This is a genomic window from Streptomyces sp. NPDC046900, assembly GCF_040644975.1.
In the GTDB taxonomy this organism is placed as follows: Bacteria; Actinomycetota; Actinomycetes; order Streptomycetales; family Streptomycetaceae; genus Streptomyces.
In genome coordinates this window covers 41,848-61,122 of the sequence record NZ_JBEYXD010000045.1, presented here as the reverse complement: position 1 = coordinate 61,122, position 19,275 = coordinate 41,848, and the positions used below count along the sequence as shown (strand labels likewise).

15 protein-coding genes are annotated in these 19,275 nt (G+C 70.4%); 5 read left to right on the top strand and 10 right to left on the bottom strand.

Annotated elements, in window-relative coordinates; translation table 11 throughout:
* Positions 1-1,224 (bottom strand): NAD(P) transhydrogenase subunit alpha, encoded by a 1,224-nt coding sequence (locus ABZ904_RS32415; RefSeq protein WP_361004578.1) that lies wholly within the window; start codon positions 1,222-1,224, stop codon positions 1-3.
* Positions 1,225-1,450: 226 nt separating this feature from the next.
* Positions 1,451-2,191, bottom strand: coding sequence for an SDR family oxidoreductase (locus ABZ904_RS32410; protein ID WP_361004579.1), 741 nt, complete (start codon positions 2,189-2,191; stop codon positions 1,451-1,453).
* Between the two features lie 300 nt (positions 2,192-2,491).
* Between ABZ904_RS32410 and ABZ904_RS32405 the strand changes: the two genes are divergently transcribed.
* A complete protein-coding gene (locus ABZ904_RS32405) occupies positions 2,492-2,836 on the top strand; it encodes a helix-turn-helix domain-containing protein (RefSeq protein WP_361004582.1) in 345 nt (114 codons plus the stop codon).
* A gap of 472 nt (positions 2,837-3,308) precedes the next feature.
* On the opposite strand, the gene ABZ904_RS32400 is transcribed toward ABZ904_RS32405, so the two are convergent.
* Together ABZ904_RS32400 and ABZ904_RS32395 are read right to left on the bottom strand one after the other, a co-directional pair.
* Entirely contained in the window at positions 3,309-3,839 is a 531-nt protein-coding gene (locus ABZ904_RS32400) for a hypothetical protein (protein WP_361827301.1), read from the bottom strand.
* Positions 3,840-4,217: 378 nt separating this feature from the next.
* Positions 4,218-4,982 (bottom strand): glucose 1-dehydrogenase, encoded by a 765-nt coding sequence (locus ABZ904_RS32395; RefSeq protein ID WP_361827298.1) that lies wholly within the window; start codon positions 4,980-4,982, stop codon positions 4,218-4,220.
* A 321-nt stretch (positions 4,983-5,303) separates the two neighbouring features.
* On the opposite strand from ABZ904_RS32395, the gene ABZ904_RS32390 reads away from it, so the two are divergent.
* Entirely contained in the window at positions 5,304-6,200 is an 897-nt protein-coding gene (locus tag ABZ904_RS32390) for a LysR family transcriptional regulator (protein ID WP_361004591.1), read from the top strand.
* 404 nt (positions 6,201-6,604) lie between these two features.
* The gene (locus tag ABZ904_RS32385; RefSeq protein WP_361827295.1) at positions 6,605-7,558 is read left to right on the top strand and encodes a serine hydrolase; all 954 of its coding nucleotides are present in this window, start codon (positions 6,605-6,607) and stop codon (positions 7,556-7,558) included.
* Between the two features lie 124 nt (positions 7,559-7,682).
* Here the strand turns inward: ABZ904_RS32385 and menC are convergent, their stop codons facing one another.
* The 3 genes from menC to ABZ904_RS32370 form a co-directional block, all read right to left on the bottom strand.
* On the bottom strand, positions 7,683-8,801 hold the full coding sequence (menC, locus tag ABZ904_RS32380) for an o-succinylbenzoate synthase (RefSeq protein WP_361827292.1): 1,119 nt from the start codon (positions 8,799-8,801) through the stop codon (positions 7,683-7,685).
* A 316-nt stretch (positions 8,802-9,117) separates the two neighbouring features.
* Complete coding sequence (locus tag ABZ904_RS32375; RefSeq protein WP_361827289.1) at positions 9,118-10,008, bottom strand: GNAT family N-acetyltransferase; 891 nt, start codon at positions 10,006-10,008, stop codon at positions 9,118-9,120.
* Between the two features lie 47 nt (positions 10,009-10,055).
* On the bottom strand, positions 10,056-11,711 hold the full coding sequence (locus ABZ904_RS32370; RefSeq protein WP_361827286.1) for a helix-turn-helix domain-containing protein: 1,656 nt from the start codon (positions 11,709-11,711) through the stop codon (positions 10,056-10,058).
* A gap of 164 nt (positions 11,712-11,875) precedes the next feature.
* On the opposite strand from ABZ904_RS32370, the gene ABZ904_RS32365 reads away from it, so the two are divergent.
* Both ABZ904_RS32365 and ABZ904_RS32360 read left to right on the top strand, forming a co-directional pair.
* Positions 11,876-13,474 (top strand): D-aminoacylase, encoded by a 1,599-nt coding sequence (locus tag ABZ904_RS32365; protein WP_361827283.1) that lies wholly within the window; start codon positions 11,876-11,878, stop codon positions 13,472-13,474.
* Positions 13,471-14,595, top strand: coding sequence for a M20 family metallopeptidase (locus ABZ904_RS32360; protein WP_361827280.1), 1,125 nt, complete (start codon positions 13,471-13,473; stop codon positions 14,593-14,595). Before ABZ904_RS32365 ends, ABZ904_RS32360 begins: the two co-directional genes overlap by 4 nt.
* 111 nt (positions 14,596-14,706) lie before the next feature.
* Here the strand turns inward: ABZ904_RS32360 and ABZ904_RS32355 are convergent, their stop codons facing one another.
* From ABZ904_RS32355 to ABZ904_RS32345, 3 genes are read right to left on the bottom strand one after another with little or no spacing between them, the layout of a single operon-like run.
* The gene (locus ABZ904_RS32355; protein WP_361827277.1) at positions 14,707-16,092 is read right to left on the bottom strand and encodes a serine hydrolase domain-containing protein; all 1,386 of its coding nucleotides are present in this window, start codon (positions 16,090-16,092) and stop codon (positions 14,707-14,709) included.
* Entirely contained in the window at positions 16,089-17,195 is a 1,107-nt protein-coding gene (locus ABZ904_RS32350) for an ABC transporter ATP-binding protein (protein ID WP_361827274.1), read from the bottom strand. The genes ABZ904_RS32355 and ABZ904_RS32350 overlap by 4 nt, the downstream gene beginning before the upstream one ends.
* Positions 17,192-19,177, bottom strand: a complete 1,986-nt coding sequence (locus ABZ904_RS32345; RefSeq protein WP_361827271.1) for a dipeptide/oligopeptide/nickel ABC transporter permease/ATP-binding protein — start codon at positions 19,175-19,177, stop codon at positions 17,192-17,194. The genes ABZ904_RS32350 and ABZ904_RS32345 overlap by 4 nt, the downstream gene beginning before the upstream one ends.
* Between the last annotated feature and the right edge of the window lie 98 nt (positions 19,178-19,275).

The following is a 19,275-nucleotide window of genomic DNA, read 5'->3' as shown; positions in this document are numbered from 1 at the left end:
TCAGTTTCTTTCTGCCGTGACGGCGTGCCGGGCTCCGACCGCCAACGCGTCGGGGGTGTCCAAGCCGAGTAGGGTGCGCAACCGGGCGTGGACGACCTGACCGTCCCTGGTCAGGAGGGTGTCGCGGATGATCGGATCGTCCGCGGTGAGCTGCGGGCCGTCATCGCCGAGCAGGTGGCGGGTGAAGTTGGCGATGTTGCGTGCGTACAGGCGGCTCGCGTGGGCTGCGGCGCCGGCCGGCAGGTTGGTGGGTGCGGTGATCGACACGCCGGAGAGTTCGATCGTCTCGTCGGGTACGGACAGGGCGCAGTTGCCGCCCTGCGCGGCCGCGGCGTCGACGATGACGGATCCGGGGCGCATCGCGCGCACCATGTCCTCGGTGATGAGGACCGGTGCCGGTTTCCCGGGGACCTGCGCGGTGGCGATGACGATGTCGGCGGCGGCGACTTCGTTGCCGAGAACCTCGCGCTGTCGGGCGTAGAACTCCTCCTGCTGGGCCTGCGCGTAGCCGCCGCTCCCTTCGGCCGAGGAGGTGTCCAGGGGCAGGTTGACGAAGATGCCTCCGACGCTTTCGACCTGCTCGCGTGCCGCGGCGCGGATGTCGTAGGCGTGGACGACGGCTCCCAGCCTTCGTGCGGTGGCGATGGACTGCAGCCCGGCGACCCCCGCGCCGAGGACGAGGACGCGTGCCGGGGCGATGCTGCCGGCGGCGGTGGTCATCATCGGCAGCATCTTGTCGACCCGCTCGGCCGCGATCAGGGCGGCGCGGTAGCCTGCGACAGCGGACTGCGAGGACAGCACGTCCATGGCCTGGGCACGGGTGATGCGCGGCAGCAGGTCCAGGGAGAACGCCGCGACGCCGTGTTCGGCCAGGCGGCGGACGGGATCGGGGTGGCTGAGCGGGTTGGCGAGCCCGACCAATACGGCCGAACGCCGCGTCAGCTTCAAATCCTGCGCCAGGTCCGAGTCTGATGCGTGGCTGCCGGCTCCCGTGAGGTGCACCTGCAGCACGATGTCGGCGCTGAAGGCTTCGGCGCGGGTGCCGGGCAGGGCGCCGGCGGCGAGGTACTCGCTGTCGGGGTGGCCCGCCCGGTCGCCGGCGCCGTGCTCGACGACGATCTGGTGGCCTTCCTCGGTCAAAGAGCGGACTTCGTTGGGGGTGAGGGCGACCCGGGTCTCTCCTGGGACGACTTCTCGTGGGACGCCGATGTGCATCTGCGTCATTCCTTTCACGCTGCCGGCGTCGAGTCGGCGCATGGCTGATGGTGCGGGTGCTCGCCGGGGCCTGCAGTAGGGGCACGACGGTGAGCGAGTGGAAGGCCTGGTGGGCCCGCTAGGGCCAAGCCGCAGGCTGGGGGTGATGGGGGAGTGGACGATGGCGGGCGCCGGGTAGCCGCAGCGGACCGCCCGAGCCGGCGGTCCGCTGCGTGATGCGTGCGGCCGAGGCCGGTCACACACCCAGGGCCATGAAGCCGCCGTCCACCGGGAGCGTGACGCCGGTGACGTAACTGGCGCGCGGCGAGGCGAGGAAGACAATGGCTTCGGCGATCTCACGCGCCGACGCGAGACGGGCCAGTGGCACCCCGGCTCCCAGCGCCTCGAAGTCGTCCTCACCGATCATGTCGACGACGTTGTCGGTCCTCGTGTGGCCGGGCGCCACCGCGTTGAACCGCACTCCGCGCCCGCCGAACTCGACCGCCCAGGTACGCGTGAAGGAATCCACGGCGGCCTTCGAAGCGCCGTAGACGGCCGTGCCTCCCACACCGCTCAGGCCGGCGATCGTGGTGACGTTGACGACGCTTCCGCCGCCCTTGGCGGCCATCTTGGCCACCAGCGCCTGAGTGAGGAAGAACGTGCCGCGCACGTTGGTGTCGAGCAGGGCGTCGAACGTGTCCAGGCCCTGCTCCAGGGTGGGGGCGAACGGATAGGCGCCGGCATTGTTCACCAGGACGTCCGCATCCCCGGCCTCCTCCGCAAGGCGGCGCACCGAATCCAGGTCGCTGAGGTCGGCGGCGACAAACGCCGCCTTGCCGCCGGCGGACTCGATCGCGGCGACCGTCTCCGCGCCCTTGGCGGCGTTGCGGCCGGAGACAATGACGAACGCTCCCTCCTCGGCCAGCAGCAGTGCGGCCTCGCGGCCGATGCCGGATGTGCTGCCGGTCACCAGAGCGGTCTGATTCTCGAACTGCATAGGAAATACCCTTCGGCGGAGTACCGATGTCCCCGCACTTTCTAGGTACGAAAACTGCCGTACCCACTGTCGGTCGTTTCCCTCGCTCAAGCAATATGCCTTCCGGTCCCGCAAGGATCGATGATTACCCTCCTGAGCTGGGAATTTCCCCTGCCGGTCCATGCTTCTACTGGCGGCCATAAGCAAATCCGCAGGATGCGACTCCCCGGGATGCGTTTGGCGCCGGAGTTTGGAGCTCCGACCGTTCCTGAAAGTCCCCCTCTTCCAGTACGCTGAAAGTCATATGCGGAAGGGAGCAGCATGCCCGACATCGAAGGCCATCCCGCGATTCACGAGATGGACATTGGTTCCATATTCGCCGCGTTGGCAGATCCCCACCGCCGCAGCGTAATCGAGCAGTTGTGCGCCGAGGAGGATCACGTGGAACGCACCTGCGCCTCGTTCGGCCTGAGGGTGTCGAAGTCAACCCTGACCCACCATTTCCGCATCCTGCGCGAGGCCGGACTGATCAGGCAGATCGATTACGGCAACAGCCGCAAGGTGATGCTCCGCCGTCGTGAGCTGGAGCATCGTTTCCCCGGCCTGCTCCGTCTGGTCCGCGCGCAGACAGCCGACCAGGCCCCCACCACGGCACCGCGTCGGTGACCGACTGCGCCGAAACCTGACCAGCACCCCTCGGTCGTGGACGCGCAGGGGTGCGCCCGTGGGCTCATCGCACGCGAGCGTCTCCGACCGGCTTGGCGAGCCTGAGCGTTGCTCAGCCTTGGGAGCCAACCGCCTTCGTGCCCTGGTATTGAACGACAGGAGCCGCCGGCCCGCGTGGCACGTCCCTGCGGACGCTGGTCGACCGGGCCGCACTGCCACAGATTCACTACGTTCCGCTCATCCAACGGGTGAGCCTGCCCTGCAGGCGATGCCCAAAGTGATCAGCAGGCACGTAGTCAGGGCCTGAGTGCGGCCTTGTGGGCGGGAGTGCTGCCCCCGCCACGCCGGAGCCAGGCATCGCCTTGGGGCGACGCACCCGACGGGACTGGAGCGCAAAAAACCGACGGTTCTCGCCGGGGCGGGTAACAGCCGTCCGCGTACGGGCCGGTCGACTCGCCGACCCGCGGTCTCCTCAGCCGTCCGCCGGCTCCCCGGCAGACTGCGCGGGCCCGAGTGCCGACAGCGCCTGACCCAGCCGCCGGACGTCTTTGGCGACCAGTGCCATCCGCATCCGTTCGTGTGCTGCGGCCAGGGTCGGCTCCAGCGTGAGCCAGGCGGACAGAAGAGAGGCCAGTTGCGCCTCGGCGGCCTGGACAGCCACGGCGAGATCGGCATTCCACACATCAAGGGCCGGCCAGTCGCCCAGGCGGCGAATCAGGGCGTCGTGCTGTTCGACGACGGTCGCCCAGCTCTGCCGGTTCCACGCCCTCCCAGCAGGGGCGGCGGACCAAGAGGACTCCCCCCAAAGGGTGCACAGCCAGGAGACCTGCGTCCGGTAATGGCCCCACGCTGCTTGCAGGGGCCAGGCGCCCTGCACCCGCTCTTGCACCGGGCCGGCGGAGGGATCGGTCAAAGCAAGGCCGCCCTCGGACGTTTGAGCCGCAGGCCGCGGGCAGGTGTCGTCCATCGCGGCACAGGGCGAGGTATCCGATCGGAAGTCCATGGCAACTTCTTCTGTCCAGGTATCACTGCTGTGACTGTGCGGAGTGCGGCGGAACGGCGGGGAATGCCCGCGCCGTGCCGATCAGGCCGCAGGCCTGATCGGCACAGGAGGCACCGTCTCCTTCGGCTGCCCCGCTGCCACGCGCCTCTGACCCCGCGCAAAGGCCGCATTCTGCGCCACAGCCCCACGTCACCCGCCCATCCCGTTCTCCTCGCCCCCGGCAAGGCTGCCGCCGGGCGGACCCGGAGGGGAACGATGTGGAGACGCGGCAGCCGGGCACGGCGCCGACAGCCCTGCGGGGTGTCCATGACAGAGATGCCAAAGCCCCCAGGGGGTTTTGCCTCGGGGCTGGCGATCGCCGCTGCCGTCAAACCCAGGTCAGTTCACGCTCTGGCCGCCGTCGACCATCACGGACTGACCGGTGACAAACGAGGCCCGGTCCGACAGCAGGAACAACACCACCTGCGCGACCTCCTCCGCCTCACCGATACGACCGAGCGGGATCTTCTCACCATGCGGGTGGTACTCCGAACCGTCGTCGTTCTTGGTGATCCCGCCCTCCGTCAGCGGAGTGCGGATGATCGTCGGGTTGACGGTGTTGACACGGATCGAGTCGGGGCCGAGCTCGACCGCCGCTGCGCGGGCCAGTGCCGCGACACCGCCCTTGGTTGCGCTGTAGATAGAGATGCCGTGCGTGCCCAGCTCCGCGAACACCGACCCGTTGAAGACGATGGCCCCACCGTGGCTCTGCCGCTTCATCTGAGCCGCCTCGGCCTGAAGGTAGAAGAACGAGCCCTTCAAATTCCCGTCCACCAAGTGATGCCACGCGGCCTCATCCAGCTCCGTGATCGGACCGACGGCGGCGGTGCCGGCATTGTTGAAGGCCACGTCAAGCCGGCCGAAACGACCTACCACCTGCTCCACAACGTCAGCTGCGCCACTGATGTCAGTGGCGTCGGCCTTGACGAACAGGGCTTCACCACCGTTCTTCGTGATCTCGTCGACTACCTCCTCTCCGGCGACCTCACGCCGGCCGGTGAAGGCCACCTTCGCGCCCTCCTGCGCAAACAAGACGGCGGCGACACGGCCGATTCCGGAAGTTCCACCGGTGATCAGTGCGACCTTCCCGTCCAGCAGACCCATCGTTGCTCCTCGCGACATTTTCCTAATTGATGGCGGCGGAATACCGTCCTCGGTACCCGGCCGTACTGCCACCTGGCGGCGGCAAGGTCCACAGCTACACAGTGGCCACCGTCATTCCGGCCCGGCCATTACAGAAATCGCTGGCCGCTATCGCAGGACTTCCTGACATCCGCCGTCACCTCGGATCATGCTGGCCTGCAGATAATCGCCGCGGACTCCTCCGATCCGCGGCATCCGCCATAAGATTTCATGAAAGCGACGATCAGTGCGATTTATGCCGGGCGGGTGACCTGCTGGAATGCCATATGCTGATATGGGTAGATGGAACTGCGGGAACTTCGAGCCTTCGTTGCTGTCGTCGAAGAGCACGGCATGTCTGCCGCGGCACGCCGACTGCACGTGAGCCAGTCGGCGCTGTCCCAGACTGTGAGCAGTCTGGAGCGGCAATTGGGATTGAAACTGCTGATCCGTACCAACACCGGCGTACGCCCGACGCAGGAGGGTGGGGCCCTCCTGGCCGAGGCCCGTGCCCTGATTGCTCGGCACGATCAAGCATTGCGGACGATGGCCGGCTTTACGAGCCCGGGCTGCGGGCTGCTGCGGGTCGGCATCCCCCTTGAACTCCCGTCCGATCTGCTCGGTCCAGCGATGGAACAGGTGGCAGCCGCATGCCCTGACACCCGGGTCCAGGCCCGCCACCTGTCATCAGCAGCTCAACTGGAGGCACTTCGCGCCGACGAGTTGGACATTGGCCTGCTCAGGGAACGCCCTGCGGACCCCGACCTCGATGCCATGCTGGTCGTCAGGGAACAGCTGGGAGTGTTGTTGGCGGCGAGTGTGGCCGCGGAGCTGGCCGACGACGAGGGGGTGCGTCTGGAGACCCTCCATGGCTTGGAGTGGGTGAGCTTTCCCCGCTCCGGAAGCCCTACATGGTACGACGAGGTCACCTCGGTGCTGCACAGCTTCGGCCTCGACCTCGGTCCCGAGCCGCCGGAAGACCAGGAGTTGATCGCGGAGATCAAACTGGCCGCCGTCACCACGGAGAAGGCCTTCGCCCTCGCCCCGCCCAACTGGTCCCAGCCACTCCCGGAGAATGTCGTCTGGAAGCCATTGCATGGACATCCCCTGGTGCGCCGCACCTGGGCTGCTTGGCCTAGCCACTCCCGGCGCCGTGACCTGGCCAGCTTCATCGCCGGACTCCCCACTCCGAATGCCTGACCGTTCCTGAACAGCGATCAAAAGTGCCGTAGCAGCCCGGCCAGGGCTTAGCCGGTGGTGCCCGCAGGCCGGCCTTGCGCCGGCCACCCGTGGCTCGTGACGCAGTGGGGTCAGCACGGCCTTTCAGGGCGGGCCTGTTGACCGTGCACACCGCAGCCGGCGGCACCGGCGCGATCCGCGCCGCCTCCACCCCCTACCTGCCCCGGGTGGATGCCTGTGGTGTCTTGGGCCGACCCACCGCATCGCACCTGCCGGCCTTGTCGCCGCCGACGAAGACGCGGCCCTCCTCCGGTGTCCATGCTGCTCCCGCGCCCTGCTCCTGCGTCCTGCTTCCGCGTGTTTTCGGTAGGGGTGGGTGGGGGTTGCTGGGGAGTGAACTCGACATCCTGGAAGGGGTCACGGTTATGGAGGAGAGCAGGGCGAGGGTCGGCAGCCCGCCCGGCGGCCGCGTCGGGGCGCGGGTTGAAGCGGAGCTGGTGCGGTGCAGGGTTGCGGAGGCGTTCGCGGCGGCTGGATCGGGCGGTTTCGTCCATGCCGTGGACATCGACAGTGGGGTGCAGTTCGAGTACGGGGCGGACGAGGCGGTGCTGTTGGCCAGTGTCTGCAAAATCCCGGTGTTGGTCGAGCTGTATGCCCGGTCCGACGAGGGCACGGTCGACCTGAGCGGCCGTGTGCATGTGCCAGAGGGCGGCCGGTCGCCGGGGCCGACCGGGTTGTCGGTCATGCTCGACCCGATCGACGTCTCCCTGCGCGATCTGGCCTACTGGATGATGAGCGTGAGCGACAACGCGGCGACGGACATCCTGTGCGACCTGCTGGGTATCGACGCCATCAACGCCAGGATGAGCGGTCTGGGGTTGAAGGAGGTCCGGCTGGAGGGGACGTGCCGGGACATCTACGCCGCGTTCGACGAAGAGTTCGGCGGCGCCGACGTTCTGGACCTCAGTGATACGCAAGCCGAGCGGCTGCGCGCCTCCCGTGTGCTGCACATCCCCTCTGCCACCCGCGGGACACCCCGCTCGATCACCGCCCTCCTTTCGATGATCTGGCGCAACCAGGCGGCGTCGGCCAAGGCCTGCGCGGCGATGCGCCGCATCCTGGGACTGCAGGTGTGGCCGCACCGGCTGCGCAGCGGTTTCCCGGACGACGCGGTGGCCGTTGCGGGCAAGACCGGGACGCTGCCGTTCGTCCGTAACGAGGTCGGCGTGGTGGAGTACCCGGACGGCGGCCGGTACGCCGTCGCCGTCTTCACCTGCCCCCATTCGCCGGCGTATGTGAATCCTCCGGCTGACGCCGTCATCGGCACCGTGGCCCGCGCCGCCGTCGACTACATCCGGGCGGCGCAGCCGACCGGCTGACCTTGCGGTGCTTGGCTTGAGGCCGCGGGTGCGGGCGCGTGCCGATCCGTGCCAAGCACCGTCGGCAGCCGAATCCCCCCGGGGGTTCGGCTGCCGGCGGTTTTCGGCCCCCGTATCTGGGGTCCTACCGCAGGGCCTGCAGGTTCACGTAGGTGCGCGAGATCGTGAACTCCTCCAGCGCGTCGGGTTGGACCTCGATGCCGAATCCGGGTGCGTCGGGCACCTGCAGGTGCCCGTCGGACAGGACGAAGGGCGCGGTGATGTCCTTGGCGTAGTAGCGTGCCGAGGCCGAGGTGTCGCCCGGCAGGACGAAGCCGGGAAGCGCGGCGAGTGCCACGTTGGCGGCCCTGCCGATCCCTGTCTCGAGCATGCCGCCGCACCATACGGGGGCGCCCATGGCGGCGGCGACGTCGTGGATGCGCCGGGCTTCCAGGTAGCCGCCGACGCGACCGGGTTTGATGTTGATGATCGAGCAGGCCCCGATGGCCAGGGCGTCGGCCGCGGCGCGGGCCGAGGTGATCGACTCGTCCAGGCACAGGGGTGTGCGGATGCGCTGGGCCAGTTGGGCGTGGCCGCGCATGTCGTCCTCGGCCAGTGGCTGCTCGATCAGCAGCAGGCCGAACGGGTCCAGTTGGGCGAGGGTGGGTGCGTCGGCGAGGGTGTATGCGGTGTTGGCGTCGACTTGGAGCAGCAGGTCGTCGCCGAAGCGTTCCCGCACCGCGCGGACGGGTTCCACGTCCCAGCCGGGCTGGATCTTCAGCTTGATGCGCAGATATCCGGCGTCCAGGTAGCCGGCCACCGCGTCGAGCAACCTCTTCGTCGAGTCCATGATTCCCACCGACACACCGGCTGGAACCGTGTCGTGCACTGCGCCCAGGTAGCGGGCGAAGGGCATGCTGGCGGCCCGCAGTTCGGCGTCGAGAACGGCCATCTCCACGGCCGCCTTCGCCATGCGGTGGTCCTTGATGGGGGCGAGCAGCGGCGCGACATGGGCGGCCGTCACCTCGTCAACCGCGGCGAGCCGGGGCAGCAGGAAGTGCTGGACGACGTGCTCGGCACCGTCGATGTACTCCGCCGAGTACAGCGGCTGGTTCATCGCCACGCACTCGCCCCAGCCTTCCGCGTCGGGGGTGACCATGCGCAGCAGCAGCAGCTCGCGGGCGTGCTGGGTGCCGAACGAGGTGCGGAAGGGCTCGACGAGCGGCAGCCGCACGCGCCGCAGTTCGCATCCTGTGATCTTCACCTGGTTCCTCCGAGGATGCCCTGGCCTTCAGGCTGGAGGGGAATCGGACTCCTGCGGAGCAGGGCAGGCAACGGGGTTTCGCCTCCAGGGCGAAAGACCGTCCACGCGAGCGGGTAGGCTGCTCGGTGTGCGTTGCGAGAACCAAGCGCGCACACCGTGCTGAGCGGGAGCCAGGCTGGCATAGCAACTCCTTTGCTTGTAGTACCGAACCGGGCAGGTTCCGACCCGGCTGGTGTTGAGGGTGTAAGACCCGTAGGTCCGCCGGGCCCGCAGGCAGCCTGAGCCAGGAATCCCCTTGCTTCAGCGGAGGGAGGGTTCAAGACGGGTTCCTCCGGGTGAGTAGGTAGTGCCCGGACCGGGTGCAGGTCCGGATGTCGTAGCCCTCCGCGAGGGCGCCGGTCAGCGCGGTGCGCAGCGCGAGCCGCCAGTGCGCGGCACCGGCGGGGTCCGCGCGGCGCAGGGCCTCGATGTCCGCAGGGATCCAGACCAGCTGGGCCTGCGCGCCGGTCGGGTGCGGCTGGGGGCCGCCGTTCGGGCCCTGCACCAGCCGGGGCTCGGCGTGGGCGGCGGCATCCGCCTGTGCGGGGCGGCGGCTGGGCATGGCGTCGAGCAGATCGATGACGTGGGTGGCCAGCAGCGGCCAGGTGAGGTGGAGCCGGTCGCTGTGCTGGCCTTGGTTGATCCCGTCGGTCATGTCGCCGTAGAAGTCGGTGAGGTATTCGGTGGCGCGGGCACCGAGTTTGACCAGGTTGAAATAGGCGTTGCGTCGTATGAGCGGGTCGAAGGTCCAGGTGATGTTCTCGATCCCGCGGGCGAGAGCCCAGGCACGTTGGTGGAGTTTGAGCGCGAAGCCGATGCTGCGGCCCTGCGCGGAGGCGCGGACGCCGCTGATATGGGAGTGCAGCATCGGCCCCTGGCGCAGACCGAGGAAGGCAACGGATGCGCCAAGCAGTTCCTCGCCGTCGAAGGCGCCCACCACGTAGTTGCCGGCGTGGGCGAGGGCCCGCATGACGTCGGAGTTGAGCGGGGGCCGGTCGGTGTTCCAGATGTTGGCGAACAGCAGGGCCGCGCTTGTCAGAGCGGGGATGTCGGTGAGTTCACGGACATCGACTGCGGCACGGGCCTGGGCCACCGCCGCGGCGGTGGCCGCCCGGTCCAGCGCGTCGGGTGCGGCGCCCGTGGGGGCGGCCGAGGGTGAAGTAGCCACCCCCTTACTGTGTTTGCATCCGCCCACATGTGCTTCGTCGCCGCGGATCAATCCTGGTCGGGGACTTGGTGGGGGCCGACGACGTGAAGGCCTTGGGCGGTGGTCGGCGCTGCTCTTGCCTGGGAGAGCAGCAGTCGCAACTGAAGCCAGAGAACGAGGCGTTCGTCCGCGTCCTGCAGGTTCACGCCGAACAGCTCCCCGAGGCGGCGGATGCGGTAGCGGAAGGTGTTCTGGTGGACGTGTAGGCGGTCGGCTGCGACGGTGGTGTCACCGAAGGCGTCGAGGTAGGCCAGGAGGGTCTGGGCGTACCGGGTGCCCTTTTCGGCGTCGTGGCGCAGCATGGCGGTGACCGAGGCGAGCTGGATCCGCGGGTCGTTGGCGATGCTCTCTTGGAGTTCCAGCAGGATCGCCTGGCAGCGCACGTCCTGGAGGGATGCGACGCGGGCGCGGTGTGGTTCGGCGGCGAGCACCGCCAGGACCCGGTCCGCCTCCTGACGCGAGCGCGGTACGTCCGCGAAGTCGGCCACTGCGGAGCCGATGCCGGCCCGCAGCCGGGTGTGCAGCGACTCCTCGCAGCGGGTGATGACCATCTCGGCCAGTGACGCCACCCGCGCCTGCGGTACGTCCTGCGCAAGGGGGAGCAGGGCGTAGACGACCTGTCCCTCGACCACACAGGAGACGGAAGAGGTCAACGTCTCCGCGCAGGCCATCACCAGGTCTGCGACCTGCAGCCCGAGGGTGTTGAGCGGGGTGGGGGAGGAGGAGGGCAGTTCGAGGGCGAGCACGGTCATTCGGCCACAGTCGATGCCGAACCTGGCCGCGGAGGGGAGTTTGCCGGCGAGCAGGGAGCGGAGCAGTTCGCCGCGGGCCCGGCGTTCCAGCTCGGTTGCGCGGCGCAGTCTGAGCAGGTGGAGCGTGGCCGCCTTGGCGGCGTCGGCGAGTGCCTGCTCGGCCTCGGGACCGAGCGGGGTGCCGGACTCTACCGCCCAGATGGAGCCGAGAGGTTCGGTGCCGGCCCGGATGGCCACCGCGAGGCGGGGCAGCGGCGAGGCGTCACCGACCCGGACGACCCCGGGGGCGCGCCACAGTCGCCGGTAGACCTGCAGGTAGTGGTCGTCCAGGGGTACCTGCCGCCCGAGGATGGTGTCGCGGCGGGCGTCGTCGATCGGCTGGCCGGGGAGGTTGGAGTAGGCCAGGACCCGCTGCTGGGGGTCCTCGACGGTGATGGCGCCGCCCACCATCGCCGCCACGGCGTTGGCCAGGGCGAACAGGTCGCCGACCGCGGCGGCCGAGGGAAATCCTGGCGCGTCCTGTCCGACGTTGCCTGCGGCGGCGGCGAGCAGTGCGTCGAGGTGCCGCCAGGGAATGACGTCGGCGACGGCGAGCACAGCGACTCCTGCGGCGGTGGCGGCCTTGACCAGCGGCCCGGTGTCGGCCCCGCGGGTCTTGAGGGCGATCGCCGCAACGCGTGCCCGGCCGAGCGCGGGCAGGGCGTCCAGGAGGGCCGCGGCGTCGGGACGCATCCCGACGGCCAGCAGGATCGCCCCCTCACGGGCCGGCCCCTCCTCCTCGGTGACGTCCAGGACGGTGTGATCGGTCACCGGGATGTCACATCCTGCCGGCGCGGCGAGCAGGCGGGCGGCGGATGTCCCCAGCAGGTCGAGGATCCGCGCGAGGGAGGGATGCGCGTAAGGGTTCGTCACGTTCCGTCCTTCCAATGCCGCTTACGGTCGCACGCCGCACCCGGCGGGGATATGTGCCAGGCCACATGGTCGCCGCACCGGATTGGTCGCGGAGAACGAGGTGGGGGTGCGGGCCTTTGGTGAGACTGCCATCCCGCAGGCAACCACAGTTAAGGAGACGTGGCGTGTACGACCTGAAGCTGTTCGGCGGCATCGTCTACGACGGCCTGGGCTCCCCGGGGGTGCGGGCGGACGTCGCCATCACGGGTGACCGGGTGAGGGCGGTCGGCCGCAATCTGGGGCCCGCTCGGCGGGAGATCGACGTTGCGGGGATGGCCATCGCGCCGGGGTTCATCGACCCGCACAGCCACTCGGACATGGTCCCGATGATGTCCGATCCGCAGCCCTTCAAGCTGCTCCAGGGTGTGACGACCGAGATCGCCGGCAACTGCGGCTATTCCGCCGCCCCGATGGACGACGCGGCCGCCAAGGAGGCCCAGGCCCTGTTCGGCGACCTCGCGGCCGGGGCCGCCTACACAGCGCGCTCCTTCGGCACCTATCTCGACGACATCGAGGCCGCCGGTCCCACCAACCACCTGGCCGTGATGGTCGGGCACCACACGCTGCGGCTGACCGCCAACGGCATGCGCCGCACGCTGGCCCCTAAGGCGCTGGCAGCGATGTGCACGCTGGCCGACGAGGCGTTCGCGGCGGGGGCCGTCGGCTTCTCCAGCGGTCTGATCTACACACCGGGGGCGTACGGCGACGTCGAGGAACTGGTGGCACTGGGCAAGGTCGCCCACCGGTGGGGGCGCCCGTACGCGACCCATATGCGCGACGAGAGCGACGCCCTGGAGGCCGGCCTGGACGAGGCGATCGAGATCGGCCGGCGGGCACGCATCCCGGTGCAGATCTCCCATTGCAAGGCGGCCGGCCGGCCCAACCACGGCAAGTCCTCGATGCTGCTGGGAAAGCTGCACGCGGCGCGGGTGGCCGGCGTGGACGTCCGCGGTGACGTGTACCCCTACCTCGCCGGAGGCACCATGCTCCACGCGCTGCTGCCCCCCGAGGCGCTCGCCGGAGGCGCTCAGGCGCTGCTGGCCCGGATGGCCGACCCGGCCGAGCGTGCCCGTCTGCGGGCCAGGGCCGAGGATGTGGCGCAGGCGGTGGCGGCGGGGCTGTGGCGCCAGGTGACGCCCGCCGACGTGCTGATCAACCGTCACCGGGACACCGCCGTCGCCGGCCGGACCCTCAAGGAGGTCAGCGGCGAGGGCGACGCGTGGGAGGTGTTGTGTTCCCTGATCACAGCCGACGTGAACGCGATGATCGTGCCGACCATGATGGCCGAGTCGGACCTGCGGACGATGATGGCCGATCCGCTCATCGGTATCGGTTCGGACAACGGCATGCCCACCGGGCTGGATCATCCGCGCACCTGGGGCTGTTTCCCCCGGTTTTTCGGCCGCTACGTGCGCGAAGAGAAGGTGGTGGACTGGCCGGAGGCGGTCCGTAAGGCGAGCTCGGCCAGTGCCGCCCAGTTCGGCCTCGCCGCACGGGGCTGGGTGGGGCCCGGCGCCATTGCCGACCTGTGCGTCATCGATGTGGAGAAGGTCGGCCATGACGGCACCTACACGGTGCCCGACGTCAAGCCGACGGGCATCCCGTATGTGGTGCTGGCCGGGGATGTCGTGGTGGACTGCGGGGAGTTCACCGGTGAGCGGCGAGGCCGCGTGCTGCGTGCCGGCCACGGCGAGCGAGCCGCCCGGGCGGCGGTGGCCCGGTGAAGCACGCCGCGCTGCTGGCCGCGGCCGCCTCGCAGGCGCCGCGGATGCGGGCCGAGCTGGCCGCGCTGGTGGAGCAGGAGTCGTTCTCCCAGGACCTGCCGGCCCTGCACGCGTGTGCGGACCTGGTCGCGGAACTCGGCGCGCAGGCACTGAAAAGCGCGCCCAGGCGCCTGGAGCTCGGAGGCCGGCCCCATCTGCTGTGGCCGGGTTCGGGTACCGGCGACGTGCTGGTGCTCGGCCACTTCGACACGGTGTGGCCGACCGGCACGCTCGCCGGGTGGCCGTTCACGGTGGACGGTGACCGGGCCAGTGGCCCCGGTGTCTTCGACATGAAGGCCGGCCTCGTGCAGATGTTCGCGGCCTTGCGGCTGCTGCCGTCGGCGCAGGGCGTCGCGGTCCTGCTCACCAGCGACGAGGAGCTCGGCGCCCCGTCCTCGCGGGAGCTGATCGAGGACACCGCCCGCGGCTGCCGGGCGGTGCTGGTGCCGGAACCGAGCGCAGCCGGGGCGCTGAAGACCGCACGCAAGGGCATCGGCGCCTACCGGCTTCACGTCCGCGGGCGGGCGGCGCACGCGGGACTGGAACCGGAGAGGGGCATCAACGCGACCGTGGAAGTCGCCCACCAGGTGCTGCGCATCGCCGCACTGGGCGATGCCACCGCAGGCACCAGCGTGACCCCGACCGTGCTGTCGGGCGGCTCCTCAATGAACACGGTTCCCGAACAGGCCTTGGTGCAGGTGGACGTGCGGGCATGGACGGCGGCCGAACTGGAACGGGTGGACGCCGTCCTGCGTACGCTTAAGCCCGTGGCCGCTGACGCCGGCCTGGAACTGGACGGGGGCGTCAACCGGTACGCGCTGGAGTCCTCCCATTCGGCACACCTGTTCGCCTCGGCCGCGCAAGAGGCTCAGGCGCTGGGGCTGGCCCCCCTGCGCCGCGCGGCGGTCGGCGGCGGCTCGGACGGCAACGTCACCGCCGGTCTCGGAGTGCCCACGTTGGACGGGCTGGGTGCGGTCGGGGACCATGCGCACGCCCCGGGCGAGTACGCCGACGTGTCCGCGATGCCGCAGCGGGCGGCGCTCCTGGCGGCGCTTATGGGACGGCTGCTCGGCACCGGCTGAGCAACTGCCCGGCATAGGCTCGGGGGCCGGCGCCTCTGGCGCAGGCCCCCGGACTTTGGCCCTCGTGCCGCCGCACCCGGCCATCGGCGCGGCGCCACGAGGGCCGCGTGTTCAGCCGACCTTCGGCGTGGCGCGACCACCGAGGTGGATGTAGCGGGAGCCATCACCCAGGGTGTAAAGGACGACAGGCGCCCACGCGGCGACGTCCTGCTCCCGGGTGACGAAGAGACCGGCGTCCGGATCGACGGCGGTCAGCGGCATCCGGTGCGGTGGCTCCTCGAGACCGGCCAGCCCCTCGGTGACGGTCACGGTCAGATGCGGCGTGCCGTCCTGGCACGGCGCGAGGTCCATGCGCACGCCGTGCCGCTCGTAGCTCCCGTACCAGTCGGCGAGATCCACGGCGATGCGCTCGGCGGGCGGCTGCGGCGGCCCGGGCATGTACAGCCCGGCGGCCTCGGGGAGTACCTCGTTCGCGACCGCCCAGAAAAGCTCCCGGGTGCGTCCGCCGTTGGCGAGCAGGACGATGACGACGTCCCGGTCGGGGAGGATGCGCAGGAAGGCGCTCTGGCCGATGGTGCCGCCGTCGTGGCCGTACAGGGTCCGGCCCTGCCAGGTCGGCAGGAACCAGCCCAGGCCCCAGTGATCGGCGATGGTCCAGCGGTCCGGCACCGCGACCTGCGGCTCGCGCATCATGTGTGCGGAAGTGGCGGACAGCACACGGGTGCCGTCCGCGGCCGCGCCGTCCGCGAGGTGCATACGGGCGAAGGCGACGAGGTCCTCGGCGGTGGCGACGACGATGCCCGCCGGTCCGGCCGAGCGTGGGATGTCCCAGCGCGGCGCGGGTTGTGGCCAGTCGTCGGCTCCGCCCTCCGGCACTGGCAGGTGCCCCAGGGCGGCCCGGAAGCGCAGCACGTCCTCGGGCAGGGTGAAGGTGTGGTCCATGCCCAGGGGGGAGAGGAGACGCTCGCGCAGGGCGGTGTCCCACAGCTTGCCGGTGAGCACCTCGATGACCCGGCCGGCGACGGCGAAGCCGGTGTTGCAGTACGACTGGGTGGCACCGATGGGGTGCGACTGGCCCAGCTCCGCCAACCGGGCCACGAACCGCTCCAGCACGTCGTCCCCGCGGCCGACGTCGGCGAAGACGTCGCCCTGGATGCCGCTGGTATGGGTGAGCAGGTGACGCATCGTCACCGACGCGGTCACGTCCGGGTCGGCCACCTTGAACGTGGGCAGTACCTTCACCACCGGCTCGTCGAGGTCGAGCAGCCCCTCGTCCACCAGTTGCATCACCAGGGTGGTGGTCAGGGTCTTGGTGATGGAACCGATCTGGAACAGCGAGTCGGTCGTGGTCTGCACTCCCGTACCCCGGTTGAGCACGCCCGCCGCCGCGAGAGTGGTCCGGCCGCCCGCGTGGACGGCCAGGGTGGCGCCGGGTACGCGGTAGGTGCGGGCGAGCTCTTCGAGCCGTCGCCCCAGTTCCGCCTGGTCCAGTGTCAACGTTGCTCCTTCGTCGCGGTCTCTTCGTCGGTGGCGGCCACCGCGGCGAGCGAGGCGTGCCCACCATTCGACGGGCCGTCGCGTTTTTCGGCAATCCCCGCGGCGTCCAGGGTCGGGCCGGTCGCCCTGAGGCCGCCGGCGGCCGCCGGGTCGTCGGCGAAGTGGCAGGCGGCCCGGTGGGGCCGCCTCGCCGCGCCGAGCTGCGGGTCCAGGGTCAGGCACACCGAACGGGAGGCGTTCACGCGCGGCCCGACGGGGCAGCGGGGGTGGAAAGGGCAGCCTTGCGGAGGATGGTGGGGATCGGGGGCGTCCAGGTCTCCGGACGGCGTGGTGATCTCGCGCCAGGACCGGCCCAGCCGGGGCACGGCTGCCAGCAGGGTTTTGGTGTAGGGGTGGCGGGGCCGGGCGAGGAGTTCCTCGGTGGGCGCGGCCTCCACGATGCGGCCCAGGTACATCACGGCGATGACGTCGCTGACGTACCGGACCACCTCGAGGTTGTGCGAGATGAACAGCATCGAGGTGCCCAAGCGGGCCTGGATGTCGCGGACGAGGTTGAGTACTGCGCCCTGCACGGAGACATCGAGGGCACTGGTGATCTCGTCGGCGATGATGACGTCGGGGCGCACCGCGAGCGCCCGTGCGAGGGCCACCCGCTGCCGCTGGCCGCCCGACAGGCGCCCAGGCAGCATGCCCGCATGCTCCGGGGACAGCGCGACCAGATCCAGCAGCCGGCCGATCCCCTGACCGCGCTGCTCACGTGTCAGGCGCGCACCGGCGCGGGCCCGGAGCGCCTCGTCCAGGGTCGCTCCGACCGTCATCCGCGGATTGAGGGAGGCGTAGGGGTCCTGGAAGACCATCTGGATGTGCCGGTGGCGGGCCGTGTGGGAGGCGATGTCCTCGTCGTCCAGCAGGATGTGGCCCGCGGCAACGGGAGCGAGCCCGACGACGGCGCGGGCGAGGGTCGACTTACCCGAGCCCGACTCACCCACCAGGCTGACGATTTTTCCCGGGGGCACGGTGAGACTCACCCCGTCGACCGCCGTCATGGCTCGGCGGCCCCGCCCGTACCGTACGGTCAGCCCTTCGATCCGCAATCCGGTCATGCCTGCCCCGTCGTGGTGGTCGTCGTGTCGGTAGGGCCCGCCGGAAACGGCGGACGCGGATGCCAGCAGGCGATGCGCCGCCCGTCCCGGAACTCCAGTGGCGGCTGCTCGCTGCGGCACTTGTCCGATGCGAACCGGCAGCGCGGTGCGAAGGCGCAGCCACCGGGCAGCTCGAGGGGCTGCGGGGGCCGGCCGGGGATAGTGGCCAGCGGCTGGTCCCGGTCGCTGGCCATGTGGGGCACGGACGCCAGGAGCGCCTCGGTGTAGGGATGGGCGGGGCCCTTGAGCAGGGAGGCGACGTCGATGTCCTCGACGATCCGGCCTGCATACATCACCACCACCCGCTGGCACAGCGAGGTGACGACCGAGATGTCGTGCGAGATCATCAGGACCGCCGCTTTCGTGTCCTGGTTGATCTGGCCCAACAGCCGCACGATCTGTTCCTGCACGGTCACGTCGAGCGCAGTGGTCGGCTCGTCGGCGATGATCAGTTCGGGTTGCCCCATCAGACCCATGGCGATCATGGCGCGCTGGCGCATGCCGCCGGACAGCTCGTGCGGGTACTGGGCCATCCTGAGGGCGGGGCTGGGGATGCGTACCTGGTCCAGCCGCTCCTGTGCGAGCCGCATCGCCTCGGCGTGGGTCAGGCCGAGGTGGACCTCGCTGGCCTCGGTGAGTTGACGCCCCATCTTCAGTGCGGGGTTGAACGAGCTCAGCGGGTCCTGGAAGACCACAGCGGTCATCGAACCCAGCAGCCTGCGCTGCTCGGGTGGGCGCAACGCTGCGGGGTCCCGTCCGGCGATCTCCATCCGGCCGGCGGTGACCCGGCCCGGCTGCGGCACAAGTCCGGCGATCGCCATGGCCGTCAGCGTCTTGCCGCTGCCCGACTCGCCGACGATGCCGACCCTCTCGCCGCGCCCCACGTCCAGGGTGACGCCCCGGACGGTGTGCACCGGCCCAGACGGGCCGGGGAAGACGACCGAAAGGCCGTGCACGCGCAGCGCGTACGCGTCGGCGTCGGCCGGGGGCACGGCGGTCTCCTGCTGCCCGGTCGTCCCGGTCGTCCCGGTCGTCCCGGCCGGCGGCCGGCTGGCGGCGGTGCGGCGCAGTGCCCCACCGAACCAGCGCGGACGGGCGGCCCGGGCGGCGGCGGCCGCATCTGCGCGGACGAGGGCGGCCGCACTCTCGCCGAGGGCGTTGAAGACCAGGCCGGCGATGACGATGGCGACGCCGGGCCCCAGCGCCGCGGCGGGGGCAGTGTAGATGCGGTTGAGGTTCTCGCTGAGCAGGCGCCCCCAGTCGTAGGAGGGCGGCTGGACGCCCAACCCGATAAAGCTCAGCCCGGACAGCGCGATGAGCATGCCACCGACCTGCAGGGTCGTGGTCACGATCAACGGTTCGGCGATGTTGGGCAGGATATGACGCAGCATCAGGCGCCACCGGGACACGCCGAGGATCCGTGCGGCCAAGACGTAGTCCGCCCCGGACACGGACGAGGCGAGGGTGTAGGTCAGGCGCGCATAGTTGGGGGCGGTCGCGATACCGAGGGCCCACACCGCCCCTGTCGCTCCGACACCGGCCACGGTCGCGACGCACAACGCCAGCAGCAGCGCGGGGAACGCGATCGCGGTGTTCATCACGGATTCCCAGGCCCGGCGGCCGCGGCGGCCAAGGACGGTGGGGAACGCGCCGAGCAGCACGCCGGCCGCCGAACCCAAGGCGGTCGCCAGCACCGCGAGGACCAGGGAGAGACGGGCCCCCGACATCACGCGGGCGAGCATGTCCCGGCCCAGGCTGTCGGTGCCGAGCAGATGCCGGGCGGAGGGTCCCTGCTGGGCTGCGGCCACGTCCAGGTGCGAGGCGGCGGCGCCCCAGATGACGGGGCCGGCAATCGCCAGGAAGAGCAGCAGGAGCAGGCCGACTGCGCCCACCATCCCGGTGGGGCCGATCCGGGAGGCGTACCGGCTGCCTTGCTTGGTCACCGGGTTCCTCCGAGGATGTCCCGGCTTTCAGGCCGGGGAGGAATCGGGCTCCTGCGGGGCAGGGCAGGGATAGCCGGATCGCCGTCGGGGCGATCCGG